At 65.8% G+C, this 26,992-nt stretch carries 24 protein-coding genes and 2 pseudogenes; 12 read left to right on the top strand and 14 right to left on the bottom strand.

Annotated features, from left to right (window positions below; all coding sequences use genetic code 11):
- Positions 1-108: 108 nt before the first annotated feature.
- Positions 109-600, top strand: a complete 492-nt coding sequence (locus ACOFKS_RS07465) for a DNA -binding domain-containing protein (RefSeq protein WP_419808606.1) — start codon at positions 109-111, stop codon at positions 598-600.
- 53 nt (positions 601-653) lie between these two features.
- On the opposite strand, the gene ACOFKS_RS07460 is transcribed toward ACOFKS_RS07465, so the two are convergent.
- Together ACOFKS_RS07460 and ACOFKS_RS07455 are read right to left on the bottom strand one after the other, a co-directional pair.
- Positions 654-1,724, bottom strand: coding sequence for an IS110 family transposase (locus ACOFKS_RS07460; RefSeq protein WP_419808605.1), 1,071 nt, complete (start codon positions 1,722-1,724; stop codon positions 654-656).
- 147 nt (positions 1,725-1,871) lie between these two features.
- A complete protein-coding gene (locus tag ACOFKS_RS07455) occupies positions 1,872-2,081 on the bottom strand; it encodes a helix-turn-helix transcriptional regulator (protein ID WP_419808604.1) in 210 nt (69 codons plus the stop codon).
- Between the two features lie 511 nt (positions 2,082-2,592).
- On the opposite strand from ACOFKS_RS07455, the gene ACOFKS_RS07450 reads away from it, so the two are divergent.
- From ACOFKS_RS07450 to ACOFKS_RS07440, 3 genes are all read left to right on the top strand, one after another.
- On the top strand, positions 2,593-4,335 hold the full coding sequence (locus ACOFKS_RS07450) for a ParB/RepB/Spo0J family partition protein (RefSeq protein ID WP_419808603.1): 1,743 nt from the start codon (positions 2,593-2,595) through the stop codon (positions 4,333-4,335).
- A 67-nt stretch (positions 4,336-4,402) separates the two neighbouring features.
- Positions 4,403-4,747, top strand: coding sequence for a sigma factor-like helix-turn-helix DNA-binding protein (locus ACOFKS_RS07445; protein WP_419808602.1), 345 nt, complete (start codon positions 4,403-4,405; stop codon positions 4,745-4,747).
- 71 nt (positions 4,748-4,818) lie between these two features.
- Positions 4,819-5,730 (top strand): HEPN domain-containing protein, encoded by a 912-nt coding sequence (locus ACOFKS_RS07440; RefSeq protein ID WP_419808601.1) that lies wholly within the window; start codon positions 4,819-4,821, stop codon positions 5,728-5,730.
- 42 nt (positions 5,731-5,772) lie between these two features.
- Here the strand turns inward: ACOFKS_RS07440 and ACOFKS_RS07435 are convergent, their stop codons facing one another.
- Positions 5,773-6,240, bottom strand: coding sequence for a MucR family transcriptional regulator (locus tag ACOFKS_RS07435; RefSeq protein ID WP_419808600.1), 468 nt, complete (start codon positions 6,238-6,240; stop codon positions 5,773-5,775).
- Between the two features lie 203 nt (positions 6,241-6,443).
- On the opposite strand from ACOFKS_RS07435, the gene ACOFKS_RS07430 reads away from it, so the two are divergent.
- Complete coding sequence (locus ACOFKS_RS07430) at positions 6,444-6,962, top strand: DUF736 domain-containing protein (RefSeq protein ID WP_419808599.1); 519 nt, start codon at positions 6,444-6,446, stop codon at positions 6,960-6,962.
- Positions 6,963-6,996: 34 nt separating this feature from the next.
- Here ACOFKS_RS07430 and ACOFKS_RS07425 read toward each other — a convergent pair.
- The 4 genes and pseudogenes from ACOFKS_RS07425 to ACOFKS_RS07410 all read right to left on the bottom strand — a co-directional run.
- Positions 6,997-7,176, bottom strand: a pseudogene (locus tag ACOFKS_RS07425) (conjugal transfer protein TraD); the annotation flags it as partial.
- A gap of 15 nt (positions 7,177-7,191) precedes the next feature.
- A protein-coding gene (locus ACOFKS_RS07420; RefSeq protein ID WP_419808598.1) for an IS630 family transposase occupies positions 7,192-8,138 on the bottom strand; the annotation gives its coding sequence in 2 pieces (ribosomal slippage) (positions 7,192-7,802 and positions 7,802-8,138; 948 coding nt in all).
- A gap of 91 nt (positions 8,139-8,229) precedes the next feature.
- Positions 8,230-8,364: pseudogene (locus tag ACOFKS_RS07415) on the bottom strand (conjugal transfer protein TraD); the annotation flags it as partial.
- Entirely contained in the window at positions 8,336-8,644 is a 309-nt protein-coding gene (locus ACOFKS_RS07410) for a conjugal transfer protein TraD (protein ID WP_419808597.1), read from the bottom strand. The pseudogene ACOFKS_RS07415 and the gene ACOFKS_RS07410, both read right to left, overlap by 29 nt.
- A gap of 171 nt (positions 8,645-8,815) precedes the next feature.
- Between ACOFKS_RS07410 and traA the strand changes: the two genes are divergently transcribed.
- Positions 8,816-11,722, top strand: a complete 2,907-nt coding sequence (gene traA / locus ACOFKS_RS07405) for a Ti-type conjugative transfer relaxase TraA (RefSeq protein ID WP_419808596.1) — start codon at positions 8,816-8,818, stop codon at positions 11,720-11,722.
- Between the two features lie 10 nt (positions 11,723-11,732).
- The gene (locus ACOFKS_RS07400; RefSeq protein WP_419808595.1) at positions 11,733-12,350 is read left to right on the top strand and encodes a DUF6118 family protein; all 618 of its coding nucleotides are present in this window, start codon (positions 11,733-11,735) and stop codon (positions 12,348-12,350) included.
- Positions 12,351-12,622: 272 nt separating this feature from the next.
- On the opposite strand, the gene ACOFKS_RS07395 is transcribed toward ACOFKS_RS07400, so the two are convergent.
- Positions 12,623-13,420: a hypothetical protein gene (locus tag ACOFKS_RS07395; protein ID WP_419808594.1), complete on the bottom strand. Its 798-nt coding sequence runs from the start codon at positions 13,418-13,420 to the stop codon at positions 12,623-12,625.
- A gap of 1 nt (position 13,421) precedes the next feature.
- Positions 13,422-14,096: a hypothetical protein gene (locus ACOFKS_RS07390; protein WP_419808593.1), complete on the bottom strand. Its 675-nt coding sequence runs from the start codon at positions 14,094-14,096 to the stop codon at positions 13,422-13,424.
- A gap of 550 nt (positions 14,097-14,646) precedes the next feature.
- Between ACOFKS_RS07390 and ACOFKS_RS07385 the strand changes: the two genes are divergently transcribed.
- From ACOFKS_RS07385 to ACOFKS_RS07365, 5 genes are all read left to right on the top strand, one after another.
- Positions 14,647-15,897 (top strand): metallophosphoesterase family protein, encoded by a 1,251-nt coding sequence (locus ACOFKS_RS07385; RefSeq protein WP_419808592.1) that lies wholly within the window; start codon positions 14,647-14,649, stop codon positions 15,895-15,897.
- A gap of 2 nt (positions 15,898-15,899) precedes the next feature.
- On the top strand, positions 15,900-19,340 hold the full coding sequence (locus ACOFKS_RS07380) for an AAA family ATPase (RefSeq protein WP_419808591.1): 3,441 nt from the start codon (positions 15,900-15,902) through the stop codon (positions 19,338-19,340).
- Between the two features lie 81 nt (positions 19,341-19,421).
- Positions 19,422-20,087: an RNA polymerase sigma factor gene (locus ACOFKS_RS07375; protein ID WP_419808590.1), complete on the top strand. Its 666-nt coding sequence runs from the start codon at positions 19,422-19,424 to the stop codon at positions 20,085-20,087.
- Positions 20,087-20,701 (top strand): helix-turn-helix domain-containing protein, encoded by a 615-nt coding sequence (locus ACOFKS_RS07370; RefSeq protein ID WP_419808589.1) that lies wholly within the window; start codon positions 20,087-20,089, stop codon positions 20,699-20,701. The genes ACOFKS_RS07375 and ACOFKS_RS07370 overlap by 1 nt, the downstream gene beginning before the upstream one ends.
- Positions 20,701-24,033 carry a UvrD-helicase domain-containing protein gene (locus tag ACOFKS_RS07365; RefSeq protein WP_419808588.1) on the top strand — a complete coding sequence of 1,111 codons (3,333 nt, stop codon included), beginning with the start codon at positions 20,701-20,703 and terminating at the stop codon, positions 24,031-24,033. Before ACOFKS_RS07370 ends, ACOFKS_RS07365 begins: the two co-directional genes overlap by 1 nt.
- Positions 24,034-24,047: 14 nt before the next feature.
- Here the strand turns inward: ACOFKS_RS07365 and ACOFKS_RS07360 are convergent, their stop codons facing one another.
- Genes ACOFKS_RS07360 through ACOFKS_RS07340 form a run of 5 tightly spaced genes read right to left on the bottom strand, consistent with a single transcriptional unit; the run spans position 24,048 to position 26,992 of the window.
- A complete protein-coding gene (locus ACOFKS_RS07360) occupies positions 24,048-24,356 on the bottom strand; it encodes a hypothetical protein (protein WP_419808587.1) in 309 nt (102 codons plus the stop codon).
- A gap of 23 nt (positions 24,357-24,379) precedes the next feature.
- Positions 24,380-24,592, bottom strand: a complete 213-nt coding sequence (locus ACOFKS_RS07355) for a hypothetical protein (RefSeq protein ID WP_419808586.1) — start codon at positions 24,590-24,592, stop codon at positions 24,380-24,382.
- A 54-nt stretch (positions 24,593-24,646) separates the two neighbouring features.
- Positions 24,647-26,026: a hypothetical protein gene (locus ACOFKS_RS07350; RefSeq protein WP_419808585.1), complete on the bottom strand. Its 1,380-nt coding sequence runs from the start codon at positions 26,024-26,026 to the stop codon at positions 24,647-24,649.
- On the bottom strand, positions 26,023-26,553 hold the full coding sequence (locus tag ACOFKS_RS07345; RefSeq protein WP_419808584.1) for a Mov34/MPN/PAD-1 family protein: 531 nt from the start codon (positions 26,551-26,553) through the stop codon (positions 26,023-26,025). Before ACOFKS_RS07345 ends, ACOFKS_RS07350 begins: the two co-directional genes overlap by 4 nt.
- On the bottom strand, positions 26,507-26,992 hold the full coding sequence (locus ACOFKS_RS07340; protein WP_419808583.1) for a DUF7665 family protein: 486 nt from the start codon (positions 26,990-26,992) through the stop codon (positions 26,507-26,509). The genes ACOFKS_RS07345 and ACOFKS_RS07340 overlap by 47 nt, the downstream gene beginning before the upstream one ends.

Below are 26,992 nucleotides of genomic sequence, written 5' to 3'. Positions count from 1 at the left end.
TGGCGTGCCGAACGCGATCCCGAAACACTTAAGGCTACAGCGCATCGAACAAGTGCAAGCAATACCGATGCGGTCTCGATCGATATATTGCGACCTTGGTTTGCGAGCGTGGTCGATCAATGGGGAGAATACGTTGTCCTTTCGGATGGGTTGCGTCGAATTCGAATAGACGTGGCAGGCGGTTATCTCGGTCATGAACCCGTTCTTTTAGTGTATGCTATTGAAGGGTCACGCAGCGCGATTTCGAAGGTCCTGCCATTAAGGAGAGCAATAGAGATCACAGCCCGGAGACGATTCCCTATAAGGCTATTTGCGCCAGAACCACGGGCGCAAAGGGCGCTAACACTGCTTCGCGTTCACGACGCCCTCGCTGACGGTGCGACTCATCGTCAAATCGCCGCGGCATTGTTTGGAGAAGATCGAGCGAGGCTCGCGTGGAATGGAACATCTGACTCCTTGCGATCACAGGTTCGGCGGTTGGTCGCAGCGGCGAGGGCGCTTAGTTTGGGAGGGTACCAAAAATTGCTCGATCTTCAGGCACGGAAGGTATCGGTTTCGACAGACGAGGCTTCCTCTTCGGATCAGAACCATTGGTCCTAGGCTGGCATGCGAAGTCCTCGTCTGTCGCTCCCGCGGGAGATGTAAGACTGCATTCAATTGGTAGGCCCGGTTATTGCGAACGGACGATATTCCGTTTCCTGCTTCCACATCGTCAGCATGGTGATGGCGAGCTTGCGGGCTACGGCCACTTTCGCCTTCGAACGACCGATCCGTTCAGCGAGCGCGTCCCCCCAGGCACGTAACTGAGTGGCATTTTTCGAGGCGCCAAGATGCACGCTGGCCGCCGTTACGAGATGGCAGCGCGTCATCTTGCTCCCCATCTTGCTGATGCCGTCGCGACGAAATTGGAGCCCGGATTGTTTGATATTGGGCACTAAGCCCAGATATGCCGCGACGTTAGCGGTGCGGCCGAAGCGGCGTGGGTCTTCTATCGCGCTATAAAACGATAGCGAGCAGATTGGTCCGACCCCAGGAATATCGAGGAATCGTCGGCAGGTTTCATTTTCTTGAGCGGTGCGAAGGAGCTCTTGGTTTAGCGCGTCAAGATATGTCCGTATGCTCTCGCACAAGTTCAATAACGGAAATATATTGGGGCCAAGGTCAATATTTTCTTCTGACCGAATTCGGGCGATTTCCGCTTCCACAAACGGCCGCAACTCGCGCGTAGAACGAATCTGTTTCAGTCGTCCGCCATGTAGGCGAAGCAAAGACCGAATGAACCCTTCGCCCGACATCCGCTGCAATATCAACCGATGTCGCATTGCGAGTTTCGATCGGAGCTGTTGGCATTCAAGACTTTTTACGAAAACGGTCGAGACACTCTCATTCCCGAAGCGCGCAATATCAGCTAATCCTCTCGCATCGTTCGTGTCAGTCTTGTGCCGCCGAATTTTTAGAAACTTGCTGACTTTTCGGGCCTCGTAGACCGCGACGGGATAATCCAGCGCCCGCAATCTGCGGGTCAGGTGCGTACCGAACCCGCCGGCCTCCAAGCCGATCAATTTAATTTTGTTGGAGCCGTAGATCGAAAGTAGCACCGCCACTGCGCTTGCCGATGTGGTAACCGTCTCTTCGTGGCGGACCGATCCGATGGCGTTGATGATGCAGACCCGAGTAGTGTCCGCCGCGACGTCCAAACCAACCCAAAGCGGCTCATCGCTCATGCGAACCTCCAGCATTGAAAGTCGGGGCCGGGCACCATCTTGAGAAAACAGATCGATGCCTGAGCGAGGTTCCGGCGTCCCGGCTCCAACGACAGAAAGCCATAATTTACAGGAAATGTGGAGTCCCCAGCGGCCGCAATTAAGAAATTACTGCGCCTCGTCCGCGCTGTAGAACATTGGATTATGTAGCCACGCCTTAACTGCCGACTCTCGCCAACCGGCGCAGCGGGTGCTGATCTTGATCTGTTTGGGGAATGTGCGAGCCTCGACCTTCCGGTAGAGCGTTGAACGGCTGAGGCCCGTACGTTCCAGAACGGTCTTCAGTCTCAGAATGCGGTCAGGGGTATCGGACGTCATGGCATGATCCTGGTTCGTGTGCGGTCAAATGCTGCCCCACGAACAGGATTGAGATCGTTCGGCACGGAGACAAGAGTGCCGCTGCCGCAACTGGCGCTATCGAGCCCTTCCGGACCCTACAGGGCCTATAAACTTCGTTGAAAACCCGCCTCGGTAGTCGGGCGTCTGGTGCGCGAGCGCCCAACCGCGCTCTATTCCGCTGGCGCTCCACCGAGCCGCTCTGCGTCTCGGCCCGGTCGGGTAACGATCGCTGACGCGTGGCCGGCTGGAAGAGCCGGCATGCGGTCGGCGCGGGCTCCGCGCCGGCTTGAGCAAGGCGCCGCGGCGCGGCTTGGCGGGGTGGGCGTCGCTCTCCTCTAGTCCCGTCGCGTCAGGCCGCAACCGGCTACGCCGGTCCTCCACTTCGTTGCGGCCCTTCGGGTGCAGCCTGCCGCTCAAGCGGGACTGCCGGTTCGCTCCTGCCGCCCACCCCGCCATTCCGGCCGGGCTGCGGTGTGAGGGAGTAAGGAACATGGAACTGAAGCACATCGGTATCGCACAGCTGTCCGTCTCGTCCGCCAACATGCGGGCCAAGGGCAAGACCCCGGACATCGCCAACATCCTGCCATCGGTGCGGGCGCGGGGCGTAATCGTGCCGCTGATCGTGCGGGCGAATGGAACGCCAGACACCTTCGAGATCGTGGCGGGTAAGCGGCGCTATCATGCGGCGCTGGCGGTCGCTTCCGAGGGTGGTGAGATCGGGCGACTGCCGTGCGCGGTGATGGCAGCAGGGGACAATGCGGCGGCGCTGGAGGCATCGCTGATCGAGAACATCGCGCGGCTGGACCCGGATGAGGTAACGCGGTGGGAGAGCTTCACGCGGCTCGTACGCGAAGGCCGAACCCCCGACGACATCGCGCTCACCTTCGGGCTGACCGAGTTGCAGGTGAAGCGGACGCTGGCGCTGGGCAACCTGCTGCCACGCATCCGCTCGCTCTATCACCGCAACGAGATCGATGCCGTGACCGTCCGGCACCTTACCCTGGCTCCCAAGACCCGGCAGCGCGAATGGCTGGCGTTGCTCGACGACGAGACGGCCTATTGCCCGAGCGGGCATTCGTTGAAGGCGTGGCTGTTTGGCGGGGCGTCGATCCCGGTCACGACGGCGCTGTTCGAGGTGGCAAGCTACGATGGCGAGATCGTGTCGGACCTGTTCGGCGATGAGCGCTATTTCGCCGATGCGTCGGTATTCTGGACCGCGCAGACGGCGGCGATCGAGGCAAAGGCCGAGACGTGTCGCAAGGCAGGATGGACCGATGTCATCGTGCTGCCGACCGGCGACGCTTTCCACACGTGGGAGCATGAGCGCACCGCCAAGCGCAAAGGCGGCAAGGTTTTCATTGCGGTGGGACCGCGCGGCGATGTCGCGATCCACGAAGGTTACGTGACGCTGAAAGAGGCCCGCAAGCATGCGGCGTGCGAGACGGTCGAAAAGCCCTTTCGTCCGGAGATTAGCGCGCCGATCCAGAACTATGTCGATCTTCACCGTCACGCCGCTGTGCGAAGCGCGGTGGCGGGCGACACGTCGATCGCGCTCCGGCTGGCGGTAGCGCACATGATCGCGGGATCGAGCCTGTGGGTGGTGCGGATCGAGCCGCAGCGCGCCGCGAGCGATGCGATAGTCGAGAGCGTCGAGAACAGCGTGTCCGAAGCGGCGTTCGACGAGCAGCGGCGGGCGGTGCTCGCGGTCCTCGGGTTCGATCCCGACGCCCCAACGGTGACCGGCGGCTATGACGGCGATCACGGCGTGGCAGGTCTTTTCGCGCGGTTGCTGCCCTTGCCGGATGCCGCCGTGCGCGACGTGCTGGCGATCGTCATGGCCGAGACGCTCGAAGCGGGCAGCGCCGTCGTCGAGATGCTCGGGAACATGCTGAGCGTGGACATGGCCACGGTCTGGCAGGCCGACGACGCCTTGCTCGACCTGATCCGCGACCGCGACGTGCTGAGCGCGGTCCTGTGCGAGGTGGCAGGCGAGAGCGTCGCAACCGCGAATGAGGCGGCGACCGGCAAGGTAAAGCGCCAGATCGTCCGCGACTGCCTGACCGGCGATAACGGACGGACCAAGGTCGAGGGATGGGTGCCGCGCTGGATGATGTTTCCACCAAGCGCCTACACCGACCGTGGCGGCGTGGGGACCATCCACCGTGCCGAGCGGATCGCGGATATCCCGGTCCAGCCCGTGCTCGCGTCACAGCCGATCCGCATCGCGGCGTGAGCCGCTGACGGTGGCGGCAGCGCCGCCACCGTCTTTCCGCAATCCCACTGTGTTTGGGAGACCGATCATGACCGAACAACGTGACCCCGCCTTGGTCGCTCGCGCCAAGGCTGCATTCGAGCGAACCATCAGCAACGATCTGGAGACGATCGAACCAACCGGCCCGGAAGAACTGGCCCGCCTCGAACGTGCCATGCGCGCGCTGCCGCGCACGACCCGCGAAATCTTCCTCGCGCGCCGCCTCGACGATTACAGCTATGCCAAAATCGCCCAGATCACCGGGTTGAGCGTCCGACAGGTCGAGCGCCACATGGTGAAAGCCATTCGGCAGCTTGGCCGCTACGCTCGTGGCGACGAGCGCACGGCGTGGCAGCGCTGGTGGCAGTCGCACCGCCCGCGCTGGTTCCGCTGATCAGCAGCCGCCTCGCCCGACAAGAGCCGGGCGAGGTTGGCGCATCCCGGTCCGACCGTTAGGAAGACAGTGTGAAATCAGACCTCGATCATCTGCCGCAATCGAAGCAACAGGAGCTGGAGCACATCCAGCGCATCCTGCTCGACGAGTTCGAGGCGGCGATCGGCAACGCGACCAAGCCGCACAAGCGAAACGGCAAGGTTTACAAGATCATCCTGTTCGGCAGCTATGCGCGCGACGATTGGGTCGACGAACCCGAAAACGGCTACCAGTCCGACTACGATCTTCTCGTGGTGGTCAGCCATCGCGACCTCACTGAGATCGCTGACTATTGGTACGTCGCCGAGGACAAGATCCTGCGTGATCCCGCCATTGCGCGACCGGTCAACATCATCGTCCATTCGCTTGAAGAGGTTAATCAGGCGCTCGCGCGCGGCGAGTACTTCTGGGTCGATATCGCGCGCGACGGAATCGCGCTCTACGAGCTTCCCTGTCATCCCCTTGCGACACCGATGCCGCTTACCGCTGCCGATGCATTTGTTATGGCAAAGGGGTATTTCGAGCAGTGGCTACCAAGTATCGACCAGTTTCTTATCCATGGGGCGGATGCGGTCGCACGAGGCTGGAATAATAAGGCAGCGTTCGAACTGCATCAGGCGGCTGAACGCCTCTATATTTGCTTCCTTCTGGTCCAAACGCTCTATTTTCCGCGTTCTCACAATCTCAAATTTCTGCGGTCGCTGGCCGAGGACAAGGAGCCACGGTTGGTCGAGGCTTGGCCGCGCGACGGCAAGATCGACCGGCGCCGCTTCGAGCTGTTGAAGCGTGCCTATGTCGAAGCGCGCTACTCACCCAATTACACTATCAGTACCGACGATCTGGAAGCGTTGGTCGCGTCTGTCGAGCGGCTGCGCGGGGCCGTGGACGAGCTCAGCCAGACGCGGCTCAACACTCTGGAGCAGGCCGCCGCATCAGCAAAATGACGCGGCTCGCGCCGCGCGCTTGGTCGCGCGGTGCTCGCAGATTCAAGCGGACTTAGGCTTGCGCGCGCCCTTAGCGGCGCGGCCCTTTTGACCGAGGCCGATCTTCATCGCCATCTCGCGCCGTGCCGCCGAATAGTTCTCGGCGACCATCGGATAATCGGCCTTGAGGTTGTAGCGTTCGCGGTACTGCTCGGGGGTGAGGCCATGGCCCGAGAGATGGCGGCGCAGCGTTTTGTAAGGCTTGCCATCGATCATCGAGAGGATGTGCTCTTTCGACGCCAGGGATTTTCGCGCGGTCACCGCAGGCGTGAACCCGGCGTCCGGCGCCGGCTCTTGCGTGTCCGGTTCAGCGGCAGGAGCCGGGGAAGCCAATTCTGTTACGGTCGCATGCATCGTGCGCAGAAACGCCGGTACGTCTTCCGCCGATACGCGATTGTTCTGGTTCGACAGCCACGCAATGGTGAGTTCGGTGGCAAGCTCGACCGCACTTGTTGAGGTTTCGTCGGTCACTTGTGTCTCCATTGCCGGTTCCATCATGCGTGGCGCTGTAGGCAGCAAGCGCAATATTTTCACGCTGCCTGTGGAGCTGCCCGATGATCTCGACCAATGAGGGCGAGGCACCGGCCTTAACGTTCTCAACCTTCGCTGATCGCGACAGCGAACAGTCCCCCGCCATCAACCAGCACCGTCCCCAATCCGAACGCCTGTGACCTATGGCCGGTCGGGTCGATCAAAACCATCACTGGCGCGCTATTTTCCCCAGCCGCTTTGCGGCTTCCTCGCGCAGCAAAATAGCGCGCCGCTCCGGTCCTCCGCTGACGCTTCGGCCATTCGGTTCGGTCGCCCCTGATCCCGTCCATCTGGTCGGCGCATCGGCTCGGGAATGGTTCCGGCCGACCATCAGGAGACCTGCAATGCCTGCCATCGGATATGTCACCAAGGACGAGAACGGCACCTTCAAGGGCCAGCTTCGCACCCTCAGCATTCGCGCAGAAATCGCGATCGTGCCTAACACCAACAAAGCCCGCACCGTTCAGCCCGACTATCGGGTGCTTTCAAGCGACGTCGAGATCGGCGCCGGCTGGAACCGCCGCGCCGAGACCAGCGGTCGCGATTACGTGTCACTGAGCCTGGCCGCACCTGAGTTCGGTCCGCGCCGCCTCTACGCCAACCTCGGTCGCGTGCCGGGTGACGACGAGCGCTTCGCGATCATCTGGAACCCGGCCGATTGATCGGCCACGGCGCGCCGCCCGATGCGGCGCGCCTTTAGTCCCCGGACGGGGGAACGAACGGAGCGCCAGGTCGCGTTGTGATGTCGGCAGCTTCGTCGAATGCCCGCTTGCCACGACGTCGCCAGAGCAGAAGCTGCTGCTCGCCATCTGCACTACGCAGCTTGGCAGCGGCCTCGTTGAGCAGACCGAACAGGATTGCGCGATCGTCATCGGTTAGAGCGGTTTTCGATCAGTCTGCATCGTAGCCACATGCGGCGAAGTAGTTGGTGCATTCCTGGGGCGAGTAGAGGTCGAGGATGCGGCCGATGGCATTCCAGAGGCCGTGGATGGTGCGCTCGGCGGCTTTGCGGAGGTGGGCCTTCAGCTTGGAGAAGGCCTGCTCGATCGGGTTGAAGTCGGGGCTGTAGGGCGGGAGGAACAGGAGCGTGGCGCCAACGCTTTCGATAGCGGCACGTACTGCCGGCGCCTTGTGGCTCGATAGGTTGTCCATCACGACCACGTCGCCGCGTCCGAGCTCGGGCACGAGGACGCGGGTGACGTAGGTGAGGAACGCATCGGCGTTCATCGGTCCGTCGAGCACCCATGGCGCGACCATGCCGGTGCGGCGCAGGCCGGCGACGAAGGTCGTGGTCTTCCAGTGGCCAAACGGGATGCCGGCGCGCAGGCGCTGGCCCCTCCGGCAGCGACCATGGCGCCGTGCCATGTTGGTGGACGCCCAGGTCTCGTCGATGAAGACCAGCTTGTCGGGGTCGAGATCGAGCTGACCGTCGAACCACTCCTCGCGGCGCTTCAGGACGTCGGGACGATCCTGCTCGGTCGCGTGACCGGTCTTTTTTTGCGCGTGATCCTGTGGCGGGCGAAGAACCGCCACAACGTGGCGATGCTGGTGCTCACGCCGTGCCGGGCCAGCATCGCGCGCAACTCGTCCAGCGTGATGTCGGACTGCCGCTCGATGGCGGCATGGATGAGGGCTGCATGATCCTCGATCTTCGCAGACCGGCGGTCACCGCCCTGCGGCTTGGCGGCAGGTGTGCCATGCTGCATCGTCAGCTGCCGCCACCGGATCGCGCTCGCTGCGCTCACCCCGAACCGCTCAGCCGCAGCCCGGCACGACAGCCCACCATCTACAGCGGCAACCACACGATCCCGCAGATCACGCGACAAAGCTCGACCCATCACCGCCAGCCTCCTTCGCCAGCAGGAAGGCTGAATCAGAAAACCCGTGCCGTGTGAATCCTCAACGATTCAGATCGGCCGAAAACCGCTCTAGTTCGACCAGTCCGGCCCTTGCGACGAGGCCACCAAGCTCGATCAACTGGCGCGTTCGCTCGCGGCGCTTCATGACCCACTCCCGAGCATCGGCTCGTGCCCGCCTAGCTTCGAGCTGGTTGTGCGTGGCCATCGCCCGCCGAAGCGCCGCTTTGGTCGCTCCGAGCGCTTGCAGCATGGCGAGGCGAGCGCTGAAAGAACACTGCGCCGCGCTTGCGCCACGCCTCCTTTGCTGCCGCGTCCTGTGTCTCGACGCCGGACAGCAGCAACCCGGCGAGGTGCTCGACCGACAAAGCGTCGGCGCCGGTCGCAATCACCAGTTCGCCGAGCTGGTGGAGCTTGCGTTCCTTCAGCAATCGCGCCTTGTCGCCGAGCAGCTTCAGTTCCGAGTCGAAATCACGGAGTTTACGCATCGCACCATCCTCAGTTGAGTGTTGAGGATGGTCCAGTTAGAGAAGCGATCGATCAGCGTAAATATATTGAAACATAGTGAGACGTTGCAGTCCCGAGATAGATGAAATCTTTCGAGGGCGCGCTTATACGTTGTGCCAACGTCGCTTGGATAGTGTAAGTGGATTGCCGTCATGGCGATCTACCACTTCTCGGCCAAGATCATCAGCCGCGCGAACGGCTCGTCCGCGCTGGCTTCCGCTGCCTACCGCTCTGCTTCGCGGCTGCACGACCAGCGGCTCGACCGCCACCACGACTTCTCCAACAAAGCCGGCGTCGTCCATTCGGAGGTGATGCTGCCGGAGGGCGCGCCAGAGCATCTCTCTGATCGCGAGCGGCTGTGGAACGAGGTCGAGGCCGCGGAGAAGCGGATCGACGCCCAGCTCGCTCGCGAGATCGAGTTCGCCATCCCGCGCGAGATGACGAAGGAGCAGGGCATCGCGCTCGCGCGAGACTTCGTCGCCCGCGAGTTCGTCGACCGCGGCATGATCGCCGATCTCAATGTGCATTGGGATGTCGGTGCCGACGGGGAGCCGAAGCCGCACGCGCATGTGATGCTGACCACGCGCGAAGTTGGCGAGGACGGGTTCGGCGCGAAAATGCGCGACTGGAACCACACCGATCTGCTCAATCACTGGCGCGAAGCCTGGGCCGAGCACGTCAATCAACGGCTCGCCGAGCTCGATATCGATGCGCGGGTCGATCACCGTTCCCTGGAGGCGCAGGGGATCGACCTTGAGCCGCAGAACAAGATCGGCCCGGCCGCCGCGCGCATGGCGGCGAAGGGCCTCCAGCTCGAACGCGTCGATGAGCATCGCGAGATCGCGCGTTCGAACGGCGAGAAGATCATCGCCGATCCGCGGGTCGCGCTCGACGCGATCACCCGAACGCAGGCGACGTTCACGACGCGCGATCTCGCCATGTTCGCGCATCGCCATAGCGAGGGGAAGGACCAGTTCGACCATGTGATGGCGGCGGTGCGCGGCTCGCCCGATCTGATCCCGCTCGGCAAGGATGGACGCGGCGAGGATCGTTTCACCAGCCGCGACATGATCGAGACCGAGCAGCGCCTTGCGCGCAGTAGTCAGATGCTTGCGGAGCGCGAGCACCATCGTGTCGCCGAGCGGGATCGCGACCGCGCCATCGCCAATGCGGAACGGCGCGGGATGGTGCTTTCCGCCGAGCAACGCTCCGCGTTCGAGCACGTTACCGACACCAAGGATCTCGGCGTGGTGATCGGCTATGCCGGCACCGGAAAATCCGCCATGTTCGGTGTTGCACGCGAGGCGTGGGAAAGCGCCGGCTATCAGGTCAAAGGGCTCGCGCTGTCCGGCATCGCCGCCGAGAATCTGGAGAGCGGTTCCGGCATCGCGTCGCGCACGATCGCCAGTCTCGAACATCAATGGTCGCAGGGCCGGGAGCTACTCACGTCCAACCACGTGCTGGTGATCGACGAAGCCGGGATGATCGGGTCGCGGCAGATGGAGCGCGTGATCGCCGAAGCCGAGAAGCACGGCGCTAAGGTCGTGTTGGTGGGCGACCCCGAGCAGCTTCAGGCGATCGAAGCAGGTGCCGCATTCCGCTCGGTCGCCGAGCGGCACGGCAGTGTTGAGATTACCGAGATCCGCCGCCAGCATGAAGACTGGCAGCGCGATGCTACTCGGCAACTCGCCACTGGTAGAACCGGTGAGGCGCTGCCCGCCTATGAAGAACACGGACATGTCCACGCCGCCGAGACCCGCGAACAGGCGCGCGCCGACCTGATCGATCGCTGGGATCGTGATCGTGCCGCTTCACCGGCCGCATCACGGATCATCCTCACCCATATCAACGAGGAGGTGCAGGCGCTGAACGCGGCCGCACGCCAGCGGCTGCGTGCCGCCGGGCAACTCAGTCAGAATGTCACCCTGCATGCCGAACGCGGCGAGCGCACCTTCGCCTCGGGCGACCGCATCATGTTCCTCAAGAACGAGCGCAGCATGGGCGTGAAGAACGGTTCGCTAGGCATCGTGCAGAGCGTCACAAGTGCACGCATGGCAGTGATGCTCGACGATGGCCGCGCCGTCGCGTTCGACCTGAAGGATTATACCCAGATCGACCACGGCTACGCCGCGACGATCCACAAGGCGCAAGGCGTGACGGTCGACCGGGTACATGTGCTGGCGACTCCCGGTCTCGATCGCCATGCCGCCTATGTCGCGCTGTCGCGCCACCGCGATCACGTCGACCTGCATTACGGCCGAGATGACTTCGCTGACCAATCGAAGCTGGTGCGCACGCTATCGCGCGACCGCGCCAGGGACATGGCGTCGGATTACGCGCACGAGTTCGCCGACCGGCGCCAGATCCGGCTGCCGGAGCCGGTTGTGGAGAAAGCAAAGGCCGTCCCGGCACGCGATCCGTTCGCCGGGCTCGACCTTCGGCCCGTGACATCGCCACCTGCGCGGGGCATGTTCGATGGACTGGCGCTGAGAGCACCGCCGCCGACCCGCAGCGTCGAGCCGATCGGCCTGGACAATGCCGTGCAGCGGTTCGCCCGCGCGACGGCAGACATCATGCGGGTGCGCAAGGACGGCTATACCGAGCTGCCCCACCAGCGGATCGCCTATGAAAAGGCGCGCGACGCGCTCGAAGTCGTGCGCCCTAACGCCGCCCGCGATCTCCGCGCCGCATTCGTGCGGGACATGGGCCTCATCGGTGAAGCGGCGCAGGGCCGCACCAACACCGCTATTCGTGCGATGGCACTGGAGGCGGAGATGCGGATCAGCCCCGAGCGGCGTGCCGACCGTTTTGCGGAGGACTGGCAGAAGCTGGCCAGGCAGCACCGCGCGCATCGCCATGCCGGCGACGAGGCTGGTGCTCGCGCGATCGGGCAGCAGATGAGCGCGCTCGGCAAGAGCATGGAGCGCGATGCCCAGGCCGAGTCGCTGATCCGAAAGCGGCTTCCCGAGCTCGGAATCCAGGCACGCGAGGGGGCTTCCATATCCCACAGCATCCAGGACTGGCTCGGCCTCTCGCGCGGCCGCGGCCTGGGAAGATAGAACCAGCGAAATGACACAGGACAGCCCACCCACCGTCGACGCGAGCCTTGCCGCCCACGCGTTCGGCGAACTCCGTGCCGAGATCAGCCTGCTTCGCCGCGCGGTCGAGCGGCTCACCGATGAGCGAACTTCCCAGCCCGACTACGCGCTCAGCCTGGAGGCCATCAGCAAGCGGCTGGAGGATGTTTGCGTATGGGCGCAGCGCGTGTCCGAGAAGCCGGCGTTGAAGCTGACGCCGGGAACCCTTGCCAGCGAGATCGCCGGGGCGGCGGCGAGCAGCCGTGCACAGGATCAGCGCCTTTTGGAGAGCGCCACCGCAGCCATGGACGCGGCCGGCAGCCGCATCGACGCGATGATCGCGCGATCACGCTCGATCGTCGAACAGGACCGCGAGCTGCTCAGGAATCGCATCGCGTTCGCGGTTGCGGGCATGGTGATGTTCGCCATCCTGCCGGGTGCCATCGCCCGCTCGCTGCCGGTCAACTGGGCCGTACCCGAGCGTATCGCAGCTCGCATGCTCGGAACTGACATGTGGCACGCCGGACAGAGCATGATGGCGAGGGCCGATCCAGATCGATGGGACCAAATAGTTGCCCGTAAGCGCGCGCAAGCGCCAGTTCGAAAGTAGAGACAGCCAAGCGCCGCAACTCGGCCGTCCAGCACCGCCGCGTTTGTTGCCGGAACCCGCCAGTCGCTTATGATCAGCGTGACGGATCAGCACCCAATCCTCGCAGTCACGGCCACGGCACGTGGTTTATCCTTCCGCTGAATTCGGCGAGCCGCCGACAATGCTACTGACCGCATTCAACAACGGGTTCGACTAGAATACTGTGGACTAAACAAAGATGCGAGAGCGCAAACCACCGGGTTCCCCGGTGGCGGTAGCGTCTCTAGCCTAGATCACGCTTTTTCCTCTTCGGCATCTGGCAACATGCCCAGGGAAGGCGGCTTTGCCCGCCAAGCTGACCACTTGGCCCCGATAAAACTTGCGAGCCGCGAATACCCACGACGACGAGCCAGTCGGTATCGGTTTGCCTTCGCTTCCATCCTACCCAATAGTTCGTGCGTTTCCGCATGATTGCCGTCCCGCACGTCCATGATGTTAAGGGCGGACGCCATGCGGCTGAAATCGCGCGGCACGCTGTCTGAAAGGTTCCGCGCATCATCGTAGAGGGATTCGGCAAGCGAGTAGATGGCGGCCGCCCGAATGAGGTTGTCGTCGATCGACCACTGCTGCCCGGATATGTTGTGACCCGTAAACTCGTCCGCCTCGGACAGCCGAGAATTCAGCACCTGAATTTCTGAGACAATCGCAGCCAAGGTGAGCGCCACCCGATCCTTGGGTGCAGCTTCAATCATTCGCTCCATCGCCTCGATCAAATGGTTTGGTGATGGCGGCGGCTCGTAGGGCGGTGGTTGCCGCCCCGGCATCTGTCTCTTCGCCCACGGGTAGACGGTCGTCTGCGTATGCGCTGCCGCCTTCGCCCAGTCGTTGATGCCGTGAAGCGTCATGGGTAATGTGGAAAGCGCCGCCAGCCTACGAGCATCGACCCGGCGTTTTTCCTGGCGCCCGCTCTGAGTGATTTGCCAAACGACAAACGGAATACCGAGGATCGCGGCAATCGCCGCCAAACCGGCGCCATGCGCGTCCATGTAGCCGATAAACGCGACGTAGGCGTGGCCGATCCAAAGGAGCACGTTACATCACCAGCCCCGTTTCGGCGTTCATGTAGATTTTGCTCGCCGCAGTCATACCGCCGCAATACGCGAAGTAGATAGGCTGATCGCGCTGATTCGTTGATTTCACCCAACCGCCCTGCTCTTTGAAATCTTGAGCAGTGCATCGCCCGGCAGCAATTAGCTCAGCGGCGACCTTGGCGAACGCCTTCCGGTGCTGCGTGAAATCATCTGAATCAGCCACAATGCTTTCATCCGCGCTTGCGCTAAGAGCCGGATCGGGGGGCCGCGTTTTCGACAGCTGGTTTGCCTTTACCCATTCTGCGAACCGCCCGTTCGTAATGCCGTTCTCCGAGGTGCAAGACGAGTTGCCCTTGTCCACGTACTGGCTTCTGCCGTTCTCGCACGATGCGTCGTAGACCTTAGACACGCGCACCCAATCGCCCTTCGTCTCAAGTGGTGTCGCGGCTTCCCGAAAAAAAAGCCGCCCCACGATGCCGCACGTATCAGACGGGCAGGAATGACGATCTGCGTACTGCGTTATCACCCATGATTTTCCTGCATCACCTGGATCCGTTGCGTCGGCCATCTCCATTGGCACGGCTGTAGGAACGCCGGCGGGCGCAGTGGGCTGTGGGGATTGATCGCACCCGATCGTCAACAGGCTGGCGGCTACCGCAAGCATCACGTGCTTCATGACATCCCCCCCGACGTTTACCGAAGTGCTCGAATGCAAGGCTTGGGTCAAACACTTGAGCACGGTTTAGCCTCTCGGGCCAAGTAATAGCTGACTGGACCTGAATTGTCGAAATGCAGGTCACCGCTAAGATGCTCTGAAACGCGCCCGGCCGGAATCGGCAATGAGTTGCCGGTCTGCGATTTTTCGTTACCTGCCAGTCAGCAATGCGCCCCACTGCGGGTCGTTTAACGGGGGCGGGCGTAATCCCGAAAGCGGACGCTAGTTACCGCCAGTGAGGCTTACAGATTGTAGAAGTTCGCGGTTAAGTGGAGGGCGCATAGAGGGTTGGGGAACGCACACTTTCACTACACGCAGGTCGTAGCGGCCGGCCGGGGGCCAGAAAGGCGAAGATCGCCGTCTGATCTTCGCGCGACGGCCCGCGGTCGGTTCCGATGCGGCGCGATCCTGACTCAGGCCTTGCAAGTCGCGATGAATTGGCACCACATTCGTCCCGTTAATTTAGCGGCGGGCCCGAAAATGAGGCGCCGATCGGCTCAGGGGGGATTAGTTGACGAGCTTTAGGTTCCTGCACGCCGCTGACATCCATCTCGACAGCCCGCTTCACGGCCTGTCGAGATACGAGGGCCTGCCCGTCAACGAGATCCGCTCCGCGACGCGAGCCGCCTTCGACAACTTGGTGCAGTGTGCGATCGACGAGACGGTCGACTTTGTGGTCATCGCGGGCGACCTGTTTGACGGCGACTGGCGCGACATGGGGACCGGCCTCTACTTTGCGAAGGCGATGGGCCGCCTGGACCATGCGGGCATCCCGGCGTTTCTCCTCGCCGGCAACCACGATGCCGCCTCGGTCATCTCCCGCACGGTCCCCTGGCCGCCGAACGTGCGATTGTTCGGTTCGCGGCGGCCCGAGACCCACCGCCTTCCCGACATCTTGGTCGCGGTCCACGGTCAGAGCTTTGCGACGCAGGCGGTCACCGAGAACCTTGTCCTCGCCTATCCACCGGGCGACGCGTGCACCTTCAACATCGGCATGCTCCACACCGCGCTGGCCGGGCGGCAAGGGCACGCTGACTACGCGCCCTGCAGCGTCGACGACCTGCGGTCACGCGGCTACGACTACTGGGCGCTCGGCCATGTGCACGAGTTCGAAATCGTCAGCACCGAACCCTATATAGTGTTCCCCGGGAACGTGCAGGGCCGGACGATCAGGGAGACCGGCGCCAAGGGTGCGGTGCTGGTCGACGTGGCCGCCGGCGAGGTAACGTCGGTCGAGCGGATCGAGCTCGACGTCATCCGGTGGGCGCGTCTCGACGTGGACTGCACCGGTGCCCAGATGGACGAGGTCGGTAACCTGCTGCGCTCCGCGCTTGTCGGCCTCCACGGCTCGAACGCCTCGGGCCGGCCGCTGATCGCGCGCGTGACGCTGACCGGCGAGACGGTCCACGCCGGCGCGGTGCGGGACGGCGCCGCAACGCTGCGCGACGACGTGCGCGCGATCGCCTCCTCGATCTCCGCCGACCTCTTCGTCGAGAAGGTCCGGGTTGAGGTGACCGAACCGGCGCGGACCACAGTTGCGGTCGGCGAAGATCTCGGCGCGATGATCGACGATGCGGCGACCGATCCTGATCTCGTTGCCGCCATCGGCCGCGACCTCGAGCGCTTCATCCTTGCGGCGAGCACGTCGCTGGGCGAGGCCGAGGACGGCGAGCTGCGGCTGTCCGCGGCGCGGGGCGACTGGGCGGGCGTCCTCGGCACCGCGTCGACCGCGCTGCGGTCGCGTCTCACGAGGGCTGGCTGAACATGCGCTTCTCCCGCCTCTCGCTCGAGCGCTACGGCCGCTTCGAGGACTGCGAAATCAACTTTCGCCCGGGCAGTCCCGACCTCCACGTCATCTATGGCGAGAACGAGGCCGGCAAGACGACGTCGCTGGCAGCCGTCTCCGACCTCCTCTTCGGCTTCCCCATCCGTTCGCCCTACAACTTCCTGTTCGACTATTCCCTGCTCCGCGTCGGCGCGGTCCTCGAGGATGGCGGCACGACGCTCGCCTGCCGGCGAAAGAAGGGGGCCAGCGGCACGCTGCTTGGTGCCGACGACGGCGCGATCGACGAGGCGCAGCTCGCCGCCATGCTTCGCGGCCAGACCCGGGACACATTCGGCCTCTCCTTCAGCCTGGATCAGGCGGCGCTCCGCCTGGGTGGTGAGGCGATGGTCGAGGCGAGGAACGACGTCGGCAGGACGCTCTTCGCGGCGGGGTCGGGTCTGACCGGCGTCTCTGACGAACTGCGCCGTCTGGAGGGCGAGGCCGACGCGATCTGGGGCCCGACCACCCGCGGCAGTCGCACATTCACCCAGGCCCAGCGCCAGCTCGCCGAGTCCGCGAGGATCGTGCGGGATGACGGGCTGAAGCCCAAGGCTTGGTCGGATGCTAGGATCGCCACCGAGCGGACGCGCGATGCGCTCGAGGCGGCGCGCCGGGACCGCGATGCCGTCCAGACCGAAGCGAGGTCCGCCGAACGCGTCAGGCGGCTCGCGCCGCTTGTCCGGCGCCGCGAGGAGCAGACGTCGGCGCTCGCCGACTACGACGGGGTCGTCGATCTCGGGCGCCAGCGCGAGGCCGCCGCCGAGGAACTCGTGCGGGAGGCCGATGAGGCGGTCCGCGCGATGACGGCCGCCGAGAGCCTGCGCGCGGACATCGCCGACCGGCGTTCCGTCGTCCCGACCGATCCGCAGGTGCTCGGAGAGGCCGACGAGGTCGATCGCCTCGTCGCCGAGGCGGGCGCCGAGGTGAAGGCGAAGCGCGATCTCGTCGGTCTGGAGGCGGAGCACGCCGACGCGACGGCGACTGTCCGCCGGCTCCGCGCCGAGGCCGGTCCGAACCCCGATGCGGCGCCGCCGCGCGAACTCGCGGCGCGGTTGCGGGAGCTCTCCCGCGTCGACGGCGAACAGCGCCTTGCCGCGCGCCAGGTTGAGGATGAGCGGCAGCGCATCGAGGAGCGGCGGGGTCGCGCGGAGGCGGCGCTTGCCGCGAATGTGGTTGGCGACGCGGTCGACGCCTTGGCGTCCGCCGTCGACGAGGCGCGGGCGCTGGGCGCCGACGCCGATGCGCGCTGCGACACCGCGCGCGCCAGGCTGGATGGCGCCGCGCGCGGTGCCGCCGACGCGCTGGCCCGGCTTGTGCCGTGGACGGGCGACGCGGATGCGCTGGCTCGCCTGCCCAAGGTGGGCGCCACCGAGATCCAAGAGGCGCGAGACGCCCTGTCCGCCCTGTTGATCGACGTGCGTCGCGAGGAGGAGGCCGCGCAGCGAGCATCGGACCAGTCGTCGGCCGTGGCGCTCGAGATCTCCCAGCTGGCGACCGGGACCGCGGTGTCGGCCGAGGACATCGTGGAGGTGCGGGCTGAGCGCGACCGTCTGTGGCGACCGCTGCGCGATCACCTCGTGGATGGCGCGCACCTTGCGGCATCTGCCGATGCCGTCGCAGGTTTTGAGACAGGCGTCGCCGCGGCGGACGCGCGCTCGGACGGGCGCTACGCGACTGCCGACGCGTCGGGCAGGCTGTCGCTGCTGGAGCAGACGCGGGCGTCGCACGACCTCGCGGGCGAACAGGCCGGAGCCCGCGCCCAGACAGCGCGTGACCGCCACGAGCAAGTGATCGCCTCCTGGCGTCGCCGGCTCGGCGATGCTGGACTGCCCCAGCTCGAGCCCGGCAGGTTCCATTCCTGGCAGGCCGACCGCGACGCGGCGGAGGGGGCGCTGGCCGAGCTGCGCGGCATGGTCTCGGAAGCCGAGCGGTCGGATACCAGGCGCGACGCTGCGCGGTCGGCGCTCGCCGCCGCGCTCGGCATCGCGGACGCGGGTGGCACGCTCGCACCCGTGCTCACCCGGGCGGAGACGCGTCGCGCCGCCCTCGAGAACGTCTCGCGCAAGCGCCTGCTGGCGCAGGCGGAGCTGGATCAGGTCGGCGTCGAAACCACCGCGCTCGACCGCAGGGCCCGCGCGGCGGTGGAGGCGGCGACGACGAATGCCACCGCATGGAGTGCGGCGTTGGCCGAGGCGCGCCTGGACATCGACGTGACTGCCTGCGGGGCCGTCCTCGACGTTCTCGACGAGCTGCGTGAGGCGGCGGCGTCGGAGGCGCTCCTGCGCCGTCGCATCGAAGGCATCGCGCGCGACACCCGGGACCATGCGGCGGCAGTCGGGCAGCTTGCCGACACGCTCGGCGTCGCCACCGGCGAGGTGCCTGAGCGTCTCCGGTCGATGCGGGACCGGCTCGCGGCGGCGCGGACCGCGGCGACGCTGCAGGGTTCGCTGGACGAGGAGGACCGGCGCCGCCACGGCGAGCTCCAGGAGGCGCAGGCCAAGCTGAGGGCAACCGACGACGCCCTGGCGCCTTTCTTGGCGGAGACCGGCGCGGCGGATAGGGCAGCCCTCGGCGCAGCGATCGAGCGATCGAAGGCCAGGCGCGCGTTGGTCGAGGGCGTCGCCGCGACCGAGAACGCAATCATCGAGGCCGGGGACGGTCTCGGGCTCGACGCGCTGGTCGCCGCGGTCGACGCTACCGACCTCGATCAGGTCGCGTCGCAGCTGACGACGCTGGGATCCCGGCTCGATGAGCTCAACGCGGCGGTGGACGCTGCGGCGACCGCGCACGGCGACGCTCGAGCCACCTTCGCGGCGCACGACACGGGCGGCACCGCCGCCGTCAACGCGGCGGCCGATGCCGAGCAGGCCCGCTCGGAACTGGAGGTCCTGGCCGAGGACTACATCCTGAAACGGACGCAGGCGGTAACGCTGAAATGGGCAATCGAGAAGTATCGCGAGCGGCACCAGGATCCGCTGCTGCTGCGCGCGGGCGAGCTGTTCTCGACGCTCACGACCGGTCGCTACGCCACGTTGAAGGTCGACACCGACGGCCCCAGCCCTCGTCTCCGAGGCATGCGCGACGACATGCGGACGATGGTCGACGTCGACGCGATGAGCGAGGGCACCACCGACCAGCTGTTCCTCGCGCTGCGCCTCGCCGCGCTCGAGCAGTCGGTCGCGGCCGGGGTCGCCCTACCGTTCCTCGCCGACGACCTATTTGTGAACTTCGACGACCGCCGGGCGGAGGCGGGCTTTCGGGTCTTGGTCGAGGTGGCCCGGAGCACCCAGGTGCTGTTTTTTACCCATCACCCGCACCTGATCCAGATCGCAAAATCCGTGGTCGGCGCCGAACTCCATTCCGAATGCGCGCTGTCGTGATCGGACCGGTGAACTTTTTTTCCCGATTTTCTGCGTCAGCCTTCGCTTGTTCTCCGAGGTCCAGATATGGAGGAGATACTGATGAGTGACGCGGACGATGAGCCTCCGCTGCCGGGCGACCATCAGAGCTGGCGCCGGGTCGTCGAACACGGCCAGTTGTCCGGCTTCCCGGAAGGGGTGATCGTCGGGGCGATCCGGGCGAACTACCGCCGCGCGGGCGTCGATCAACACTTCGTGCGGGAGATGGTCCGCTTCATCTCCCGTCGCATGTTGGAGGTCATCCGCGGCGAGATCTCTTCGACCGCTTTCCCCAACCAGGGCCGCGACGTCGTTGAGGACGTGCACGCCGCCATGGTGGACGCGCTGCTGTCGCCGACTGCCGCCGACGGCGAGGGCCTGCGAAAGTGGTTCAAGTCCACGCTCCGCAAGCGTTCGATCGATCACGCGCGCAAGGCCATCATCGCCATGAAGCGCAATCCGGACATGGTCGACGACCCCGGCGGCCTGGCGGATCCGCAAACCGAGTTGTTCTCCCATGCGGAGCAGGAGGTCTACGTGCAGCGCATCCTGGATAGCATCCGGGACAAGGACAAGCGCGCCGCCTTCGTGCTCCACATGCAGGGGGTCTCCTGCACCAGCAAGAACGGCCCCTCGATTGCGAGCATCCTCGGGATCAGCCCGGACACCGCCGCCTCCAGGGTCGCGGCCGTCCAGAAGCAATTAGCTAAAAAGATCGGAAATTCGTGATGGAAAACAATCAGCAGGAAAGGGACGAAGTGCTGATCGCATTCCACGAGGAATGCGACATTCCAACCCGCGGCGACGTGGAGCGCTGGGCAGTTCTTCACCCGAAGTTCGCGCACGACATCCGCGAGCATGCGGCCGTCCGTCTGGCGATGCTGGCCGACACCATCGAGGCGCCTGCCTCGCTGGATAACGACATGATCGCCCGGGCCGGCAGCCGGGCGCAGGCTGCCATGTTCGCGGCGGAGGCCGACGACCGGGCCGCGGAGGCAGCCGCTATTCCGGTGCCGTCGCTCAACGAGATGCTCAAGCGGTCCGGACTGTCCCAGCCGCAGCTGGCGCGAAGGTTGCCTATAGAGCGCATCGTGGTGGCGGACCTGTTCGCCGGGCGGATGTCCGATGTGCGGCCCCGCTTTTCCACCGCAATATCGCGCGAGCTTGGCGTGCCCCTCGAGGCGTTCAACGTGGCGCACTCGCGCGCCGCGATGGCCCCTTCGCTCGGTGGACGCGCGAAGGCCGTCGGCCAGCCAATCGCGAACCAGCGCACCTTCGAGGAGATCGTGAGGTCGTCCGGCATGAGCCAAGAGGAGATCGACTATTGGCTGGCTGATCTCTGATGGACGCCTGGAGTGACATCCGGCTCGCCGCGCGGGACTGCCGCGCCGCTGCGCTGGCGAGGACGAACGCCGCTCCGACCGCGCGCAACCTGATCGACGCCATGGTCGAGCTGCACGACCTGCAGGTCGTTAAGTTCGATCCAGGCACGCGCGCGGGCGGGGGGGTGCTCGGGTTCTTCGAGCGCGCTCCCGGCATCGTCCATGTCGCGCGCGGCCAGGCCGAGGAGGACGAGGTGGTCGTCATCGCCCACGAGTTCGGACACTTCCGACTCCACACCGATCCCGAGAGCCACGTGACCGACGTGTCGATGCGGCTCTCCGGCGAGCCGGTGGAGAGCGGCGCGGCGCGCGTCGACGGATACTCCTCGCGCGAGCGCAAGGAGGTGCAGGCGGACGTCTTCGCGGGCGAGTTCCTTTGTCCCTCGGACTGGCTGAGGGACAGGCTCCTGGCCGGTGCCAGGCCTTCCGGGATCGCGACCGAACTTGGGTTGCCGCGCAACCTCGTGCTCCAGCAGGCGATCAGGGCTCTTCTGCTGCCGCCTCTCGGCCGTCACGACGTCGAGGAGCGCGAGAAGGTCGTCTATGGCCTAGACGAGGATCAGCAGGCCGCCGTCGATTGGGACGATGGGCCGCTGCTGGTCCACGCCGGTCCGGGCACTGGCAAGACGCGCACTTTGGTTGAACGCGTCACGCGCATCCTCAAGGGGGACGCGGCGTCGTCGATCCTCGCGCTCACGTTCTCCAACAAGGCCGCGGAGGAGATGCGCGAGCGCCTGTCGGCGGTCGACGCCGATTCGGCCATCGAGATGTGGGTCGGAACGTTCCACGCCTTCGGCTTGGAGCTGGTCACCCGCTTCGCTGGGCGCATCGGCCGGACCGACAAAGTCAAGATTTTCGACCCAACGGCGAGCTTGGCGCTGCTGGAGGCCAACCTCGAGCAGCTTCCACTCCAGCACTATCAGAACCTGTTCGAGCCGGCCCTCGAACTCGCCTTCGTGGTAAGCGCGATTTCGCGGGCGAAGGACGAACTTATCGGTCCGGCCGAATACCTGGCCGCGGCCGAAGCGGATCTGGCAGCGGCGGTCGACGATGCAGCCCGGGAGGCAGCCGAGAAGGCGGTCGAGGTCGGCAAGGTCTATGTCATCTACGAGGGGCTGCTCGCCGACGCGGATGCCGTCGACTTTGGCGACCTCATTCGCCATGCCGTCCTGCTGTTGGCGGACGATGAGGTGCGGGCCGACGTCATTGGGTCCTACCGGCACCTGCTCGTTGACGAGTATCAGGACGTGAACTACGCGAGCTCGATGCTGCTGCGCGCGTTCGCCAGCGAATGCCGCGACATCTGGGTCGTGGCCGACCACCGGCAGTCGATCTACCGGTTCCGAGGTGCGGAGCCATCCAACGTCGAGCGTTTTCCGTCCGAGTTCGGCGGAAAGCGACACACGCTCGGGATCAACTACCGGTCTGGAACACCAGTCGTCAGGGCCTTCGCCGCCTTCACCGGCGGTATGGCCGGTGGCCGGCAATCGCAGTGGCAGGCTAACCGCGGCGCAGTCGGCGAGGTGACGCTGGAGATCTGCGGGACGTTAGAGGACGAGGCCTGCGCGATACACGACCGGATCGAGGGGCTGAGGGCAGCCGGCGTCCCTTATCGCGACCAAGCCATACTCGCGCGCAGTCACCTTACGCTGGGCCGCCTGACGTCCCTGCTGGAACGGCTGAACGTGCCGCTGCTGTATCTGGGCGACCTTTTCGAGCGCGCCGAGATCCGAGACCTGCTGTCGTTGGTCGCGCTTGACGCTGAGTTTGGCGGACTTGGTCTGGTCCGGGTGGGCCAATTGCCGGCGTATGGCGCGACGGAGCAGGACACCTTGAAGGTGATAGGTTGGGCCGGCGACCGGAAGCTGCCGGTGACCGCCGGGCTGTCGCGCGTCGCCGAGATCGAAGGCCTGTCGGACGGCGGACGCTCCGGCCTCGCCCAGCTCGGCGGCGAGCTCGCGTTCGTCAGCGCCGCGACGACGCCCTGGACGATGCTGACGGAGTGGCTGTTCGAGACCGGCGGCTATCTCGACCCGCTCGTCCGGAGCACGGACCCCGCCGACCGGCAGAAGCTGATCGCGATCTACCAGCTGCTCAAGGTGTGCGGCGAGCATGACGCGGCGGGCGACCGAAGCCGCCGCCGCCTGCTTGCGCGTATAAGGCGGATCGAGCTGCTCAACCAAGACAGCGCCTACCGCGCGATATCGGCGGAGGCGACGGACATCGACGCCGTCCGCGTGCTGACGATCCATGGCAGCAAGGGTCTCGAGTTCCCGGCGGTGCATCTTCCTGCCCTAGCGACCAAATACATGCCCGCGAGTCGCAAGGGGTCGAGGACGCCCACGCTCGGCAAGTATCCGCAGCTCAACATGGGCAAGGAGGACCATGATGCCGAGGAGGAATGCTTGTTCTTCGTCGGGCTGTCGCGCGCTCGCGATTACCTGTCGCTGACACGCGCCCAGAAGTACACCACCCAGAACTCTTCGGCGTCCAAGTTCCTGGACTCGGTATCGGCGATACCGACGCGGACCCGTTCGGTGCAATCGAGCGTGCCGCAGCCCCCCGCGAGGCCGCCCGTCGCGGTCGAGAAGCGGACGAGCTACTCGGCCACCGAGCTAGACACCTACATGCGTTGCCCAGCGAGATACCGCTACGAGCAGATAATGGGCCTGCGCGCGGGCACCGACGAGGCCGCCTTCCTCGATTTCCACCGATGCGTCCGGAAGACCTTGGCGTGGATTGAGCAGCGGCGTGGCGAGGGCGTCGCGACGAGCGCGGCGCAGGCCTTGGCGCAGCTGGACGCGGTATGGGCGGAGCGCGGCCCGGTCGGTCACGGCTTCGAGAACTACTACCGCCAGGCCGCGAACCGCATGGTCGCCAACGGCGCCGCATACGTTGCGGCCGAGCAGGGAGCCTATCTGGAAGGGCCGCTCGAATTGCCGGTCGCCGGTCGCACCCTGACGATCGAGCCAGATCGTCTGGTCGATGCCGATGGCGTGGTCCGCGTCCAACGGATCAGGACGGGGCGGCAGACGAAGGGCGAGGGTGACAAGCCGATCTACGGCGCGATGCTGCTGGCGGCGCAGCGCAGGTTTCCCGGCCGGGCGATCTCCGTCGAGGCCTACTACCCGAGCGACGGCGTGACGCGCGACTTCCCCGCCGGCAAGGAGGACAAGGCTGTCAAGGCGTTCGCCGACGCCATCAACGGCATTGAGGCCGGGAGCTTCCCCGCCAAGCCGAGCGATCAGCGCTACTGCCCGAACTGTCCGTGCTATTTCATTTGCGGCGTCTGAGGCCCCGTGCCGCGTTATTGACAGCCCGGGCCAGCATAACAGCCGGCGGAGGGGGCGGTCCGCGCCATGTGCCGGTTCAGGTCGGGTGCTCCGTCGTGCCACCAGACCGGGCCGCGCTCGCCCAGCGCGCGCTTTGCACGGTCGACGGCCTCGTGGGCGGCCGACTCGCCGCCCTCGTCGCCGGCCTGCCGCATCGCGCCGACCTTCCGTCGGGCCGCCATCAGCTCCTTGACCAGCTGCTCGCGCCGGTCGGCCTGCAACGCCGGATCGGACATGCGCCACAGCCGGCCCCGCACGGCGAAGTAGCGACCGTCTGGCGTCACGGGATGGTGTGGCCGCCTCGTCGTCACTTGAGCCGCCGGATCACCAGCTTCTCGCCGTAGCACATCGAGCAGATGTCCTTGCGGCGCTCGAAGCCGTTGGAGCCGGCCAGTTCGTGCGTCTTGTGGTTGGCGTGCTGCCGCACGGAAAGGCCGAGCCGATCGGCGACGCAGTCGTCGCAGATCGGCCCCGGGGCGAGGCGGTCGATCAGGGCGCGGACGTCGTCGATCACGGTCATGCTTGGACAATAGCCGATGCGCCGGCGGCAGGAAGTCCCTGCCGCCGGAACCGCTCAGGCCGCCTTCGCGATTTCAGCGGGATCGATGTCGAGGTGGCCATGAGCGTAGGGTTCGGGCGCGCCGGTGAACGCCTCGGTGTCGTCCAGCGCCATCAGCGAACCCGACACCAGCTCCATCGCGTCGCCGCCATGCAAGCGCCGCAGCAGCTCGCCCACCGCGAGGATCGAGGCGGTCAGCCCGACGAAGGGCACGCCGATCGTGCGCGACGCGATCTGGGCGAGGCCGCAGCCGTCGACGCCCACCTTCTTCATCGCCTCGTAGGCGGGCATGCCCGAGACGTCGGGAACCGTGGCCGACGCCGCCGCACCGCTCCAGATCGCGCTCGCGCGCTTGGGTCCGGGGAAGCAGTGGAGCGAGAAATTCCGGAACCCCTGCGTTCCCGCGCCCAGCCCGGCCTCGACCACCAGGTCGAACCCGGCTTCCTCGAGCGCGGCGCGGGCGACCGCGTTGTCCACGCCGCACAGCGCCGCGCCGGGTTCGAGGTGGTAGCGCCGGGTCCAGGCGCCGAAACGCCGCTCTTCGTGCCGCACGTCGAAGCCCCGGTGCTCCAGCCAGTCACCAACCCACCGCGTCTTCATGACGGTAGGCTGCTCGGGCATAGCGAGCAGCGAGGTGCTGTCGTTCGACACCGCCATCCCGTCGAAGTCCTGCAGCATGAGCAGGGTTTCCGCACCCTCGGGATAGGGCAGCGACGCCAGCGCCCAGGCGAACGCCTGGCCGAGGTTGCCCAGGCCGATGAACCAGAGATGCGTGGGAAGGTGCCGCAGGGCCGGCTCGCTCGGATCCGGCTCCATCCACGGTTTGCCCGGGGCCCAAATCGAGAGGCCCGACGCGCGCCGCCCCGCCATGTCGTGGTCGCCGGCGTGGTAGGCGAAGACCTCGCCGACGCAGGCGGCCGCGGCCATGGCCGGCGCCAGCGATATGGCGTCGCCCGACACCGCGGTGGGCCACGTCGACGGGATCACGCCGCCGCGCCAGCCGGCCCACTGCAGGCGCCACGCAGGTGCCGGACCCGTCGGCGCCGCCACGTCGCCGATGATGGCGCGCGGCCAGTCGGGGCGAACCTTCTCGACGCAGGTGCCGCAGAGCGCCTCGACCGCCTCGCGCAAAGTGGTCTCGGTCGCCAGGTTCGTGACCACCGGCTGATCCCCGACGCCCTCGACCTCGATGCCGCCCAGCATCGTGCGGCGCGCGGCGTTGACCAGGGTAAGCAGCGCGATCTGGCCGTTCACCGTCGTGGCGGTGGCCGGGTCCACGCTGATCGCGAGGCCGAAGCGGGAGAGCATGTCGACCGCATCCTCGGCGGTCGCGGCACGGCCGCTGTCCATGAAGTATTTCGCCGTGCGGTGTAGGCGGTCGGGATCGGTGGTCATAGGAACGTGCTCCAGAAATCGTTGTGGAGGAAGCGGTGCGCGCGGGCGCCGGAATGGTCGGCCCATTCGTGGTTCCCGCGATATTCGTAGACGCCGAGCCGCGTGGTTGCGGGACGGCCGGTGGCGAAGTCCGGCACGATGATCGCGATGTGGCCCTCGCGCGCGACCATTGGGTTAGTGCGGTCCGCCTCGCTCTGGAAGGCGCCGCCCGGGTGGGTGTGCACGTCGCCGACCACAGTGAGGCCCCGCGCGCGGCACATCGACCAAAGCGCGGCGAACGCTGGCGCGTGCAGGATGCAGACGCCCGAGCTGTAGGCCTCGGGGTCCAAGTCGTCGTAGAAGACGACGTCCTGGACTTCGCGGAGGTCGCCCTCGCGCGTGCCGAGGAGGAAAGCACCCGCCTCGTGGCGGCGCTCGCCGCGGTGGTCGAGTTCGGCCAGCAGCGCGGTCCAGCGCGCGGGTTCGATGCGGATGCCGCGGCTACGCCGTAGCAGCGCCCGTGTAATCGTCCTGATTGAGAAGTTCATGGACTTGCTCCAGATAGCAGATGATGCCGCGCGCCGGTTGCCACAGGCGGTTGGGATGCTGGTTCACCCACACCTCATGGCCGTTCATCGAGATGCGGTCGCAAGGGAGGTAGAGGCAGGTGCCGCCCTGCCACTCGGGCCGGAAGATCGAAGGCAGGATCGTCTTGCCCCGCGGCCACAGGTGCGCGGCGAGCGAGGCGTCGGTGGCGAGATTCCAGGGCTGCGCGGTTACGGCTTGGTGCGGATAGCCGCTGCATTCGAACCGCAGGCCGAATTCGGCCGGCGAGTTCGGACGGGGCGCGGCCGACACGGCGATGACCATGTGGGGCCACGCCTGCGACACGATCCGCCAACGCCCCTCGAACTGGCCGCACCGGAACTCCGGTGCGGCCAAGTCGCGCTCGAGCAGCAGCTGGCTGGGGCCAACGGGCGCGTTCAC

Source organism: Sphingomonas sp. (assembly GCF_965200135.1).
In the GTDB taxonomy this organism is placed as follows: domain Bacteria; phylum Pseudomonadota; class Alphaproteobacteria; order Sphingomonadales; family Sphingomonadaceae; genus Sphingomonas.
The sequence above is the reverse complement of the archived record's forward strand: the minus strand, read 5'-3'. Positions and strand labels throughout refer to the sequence as shown.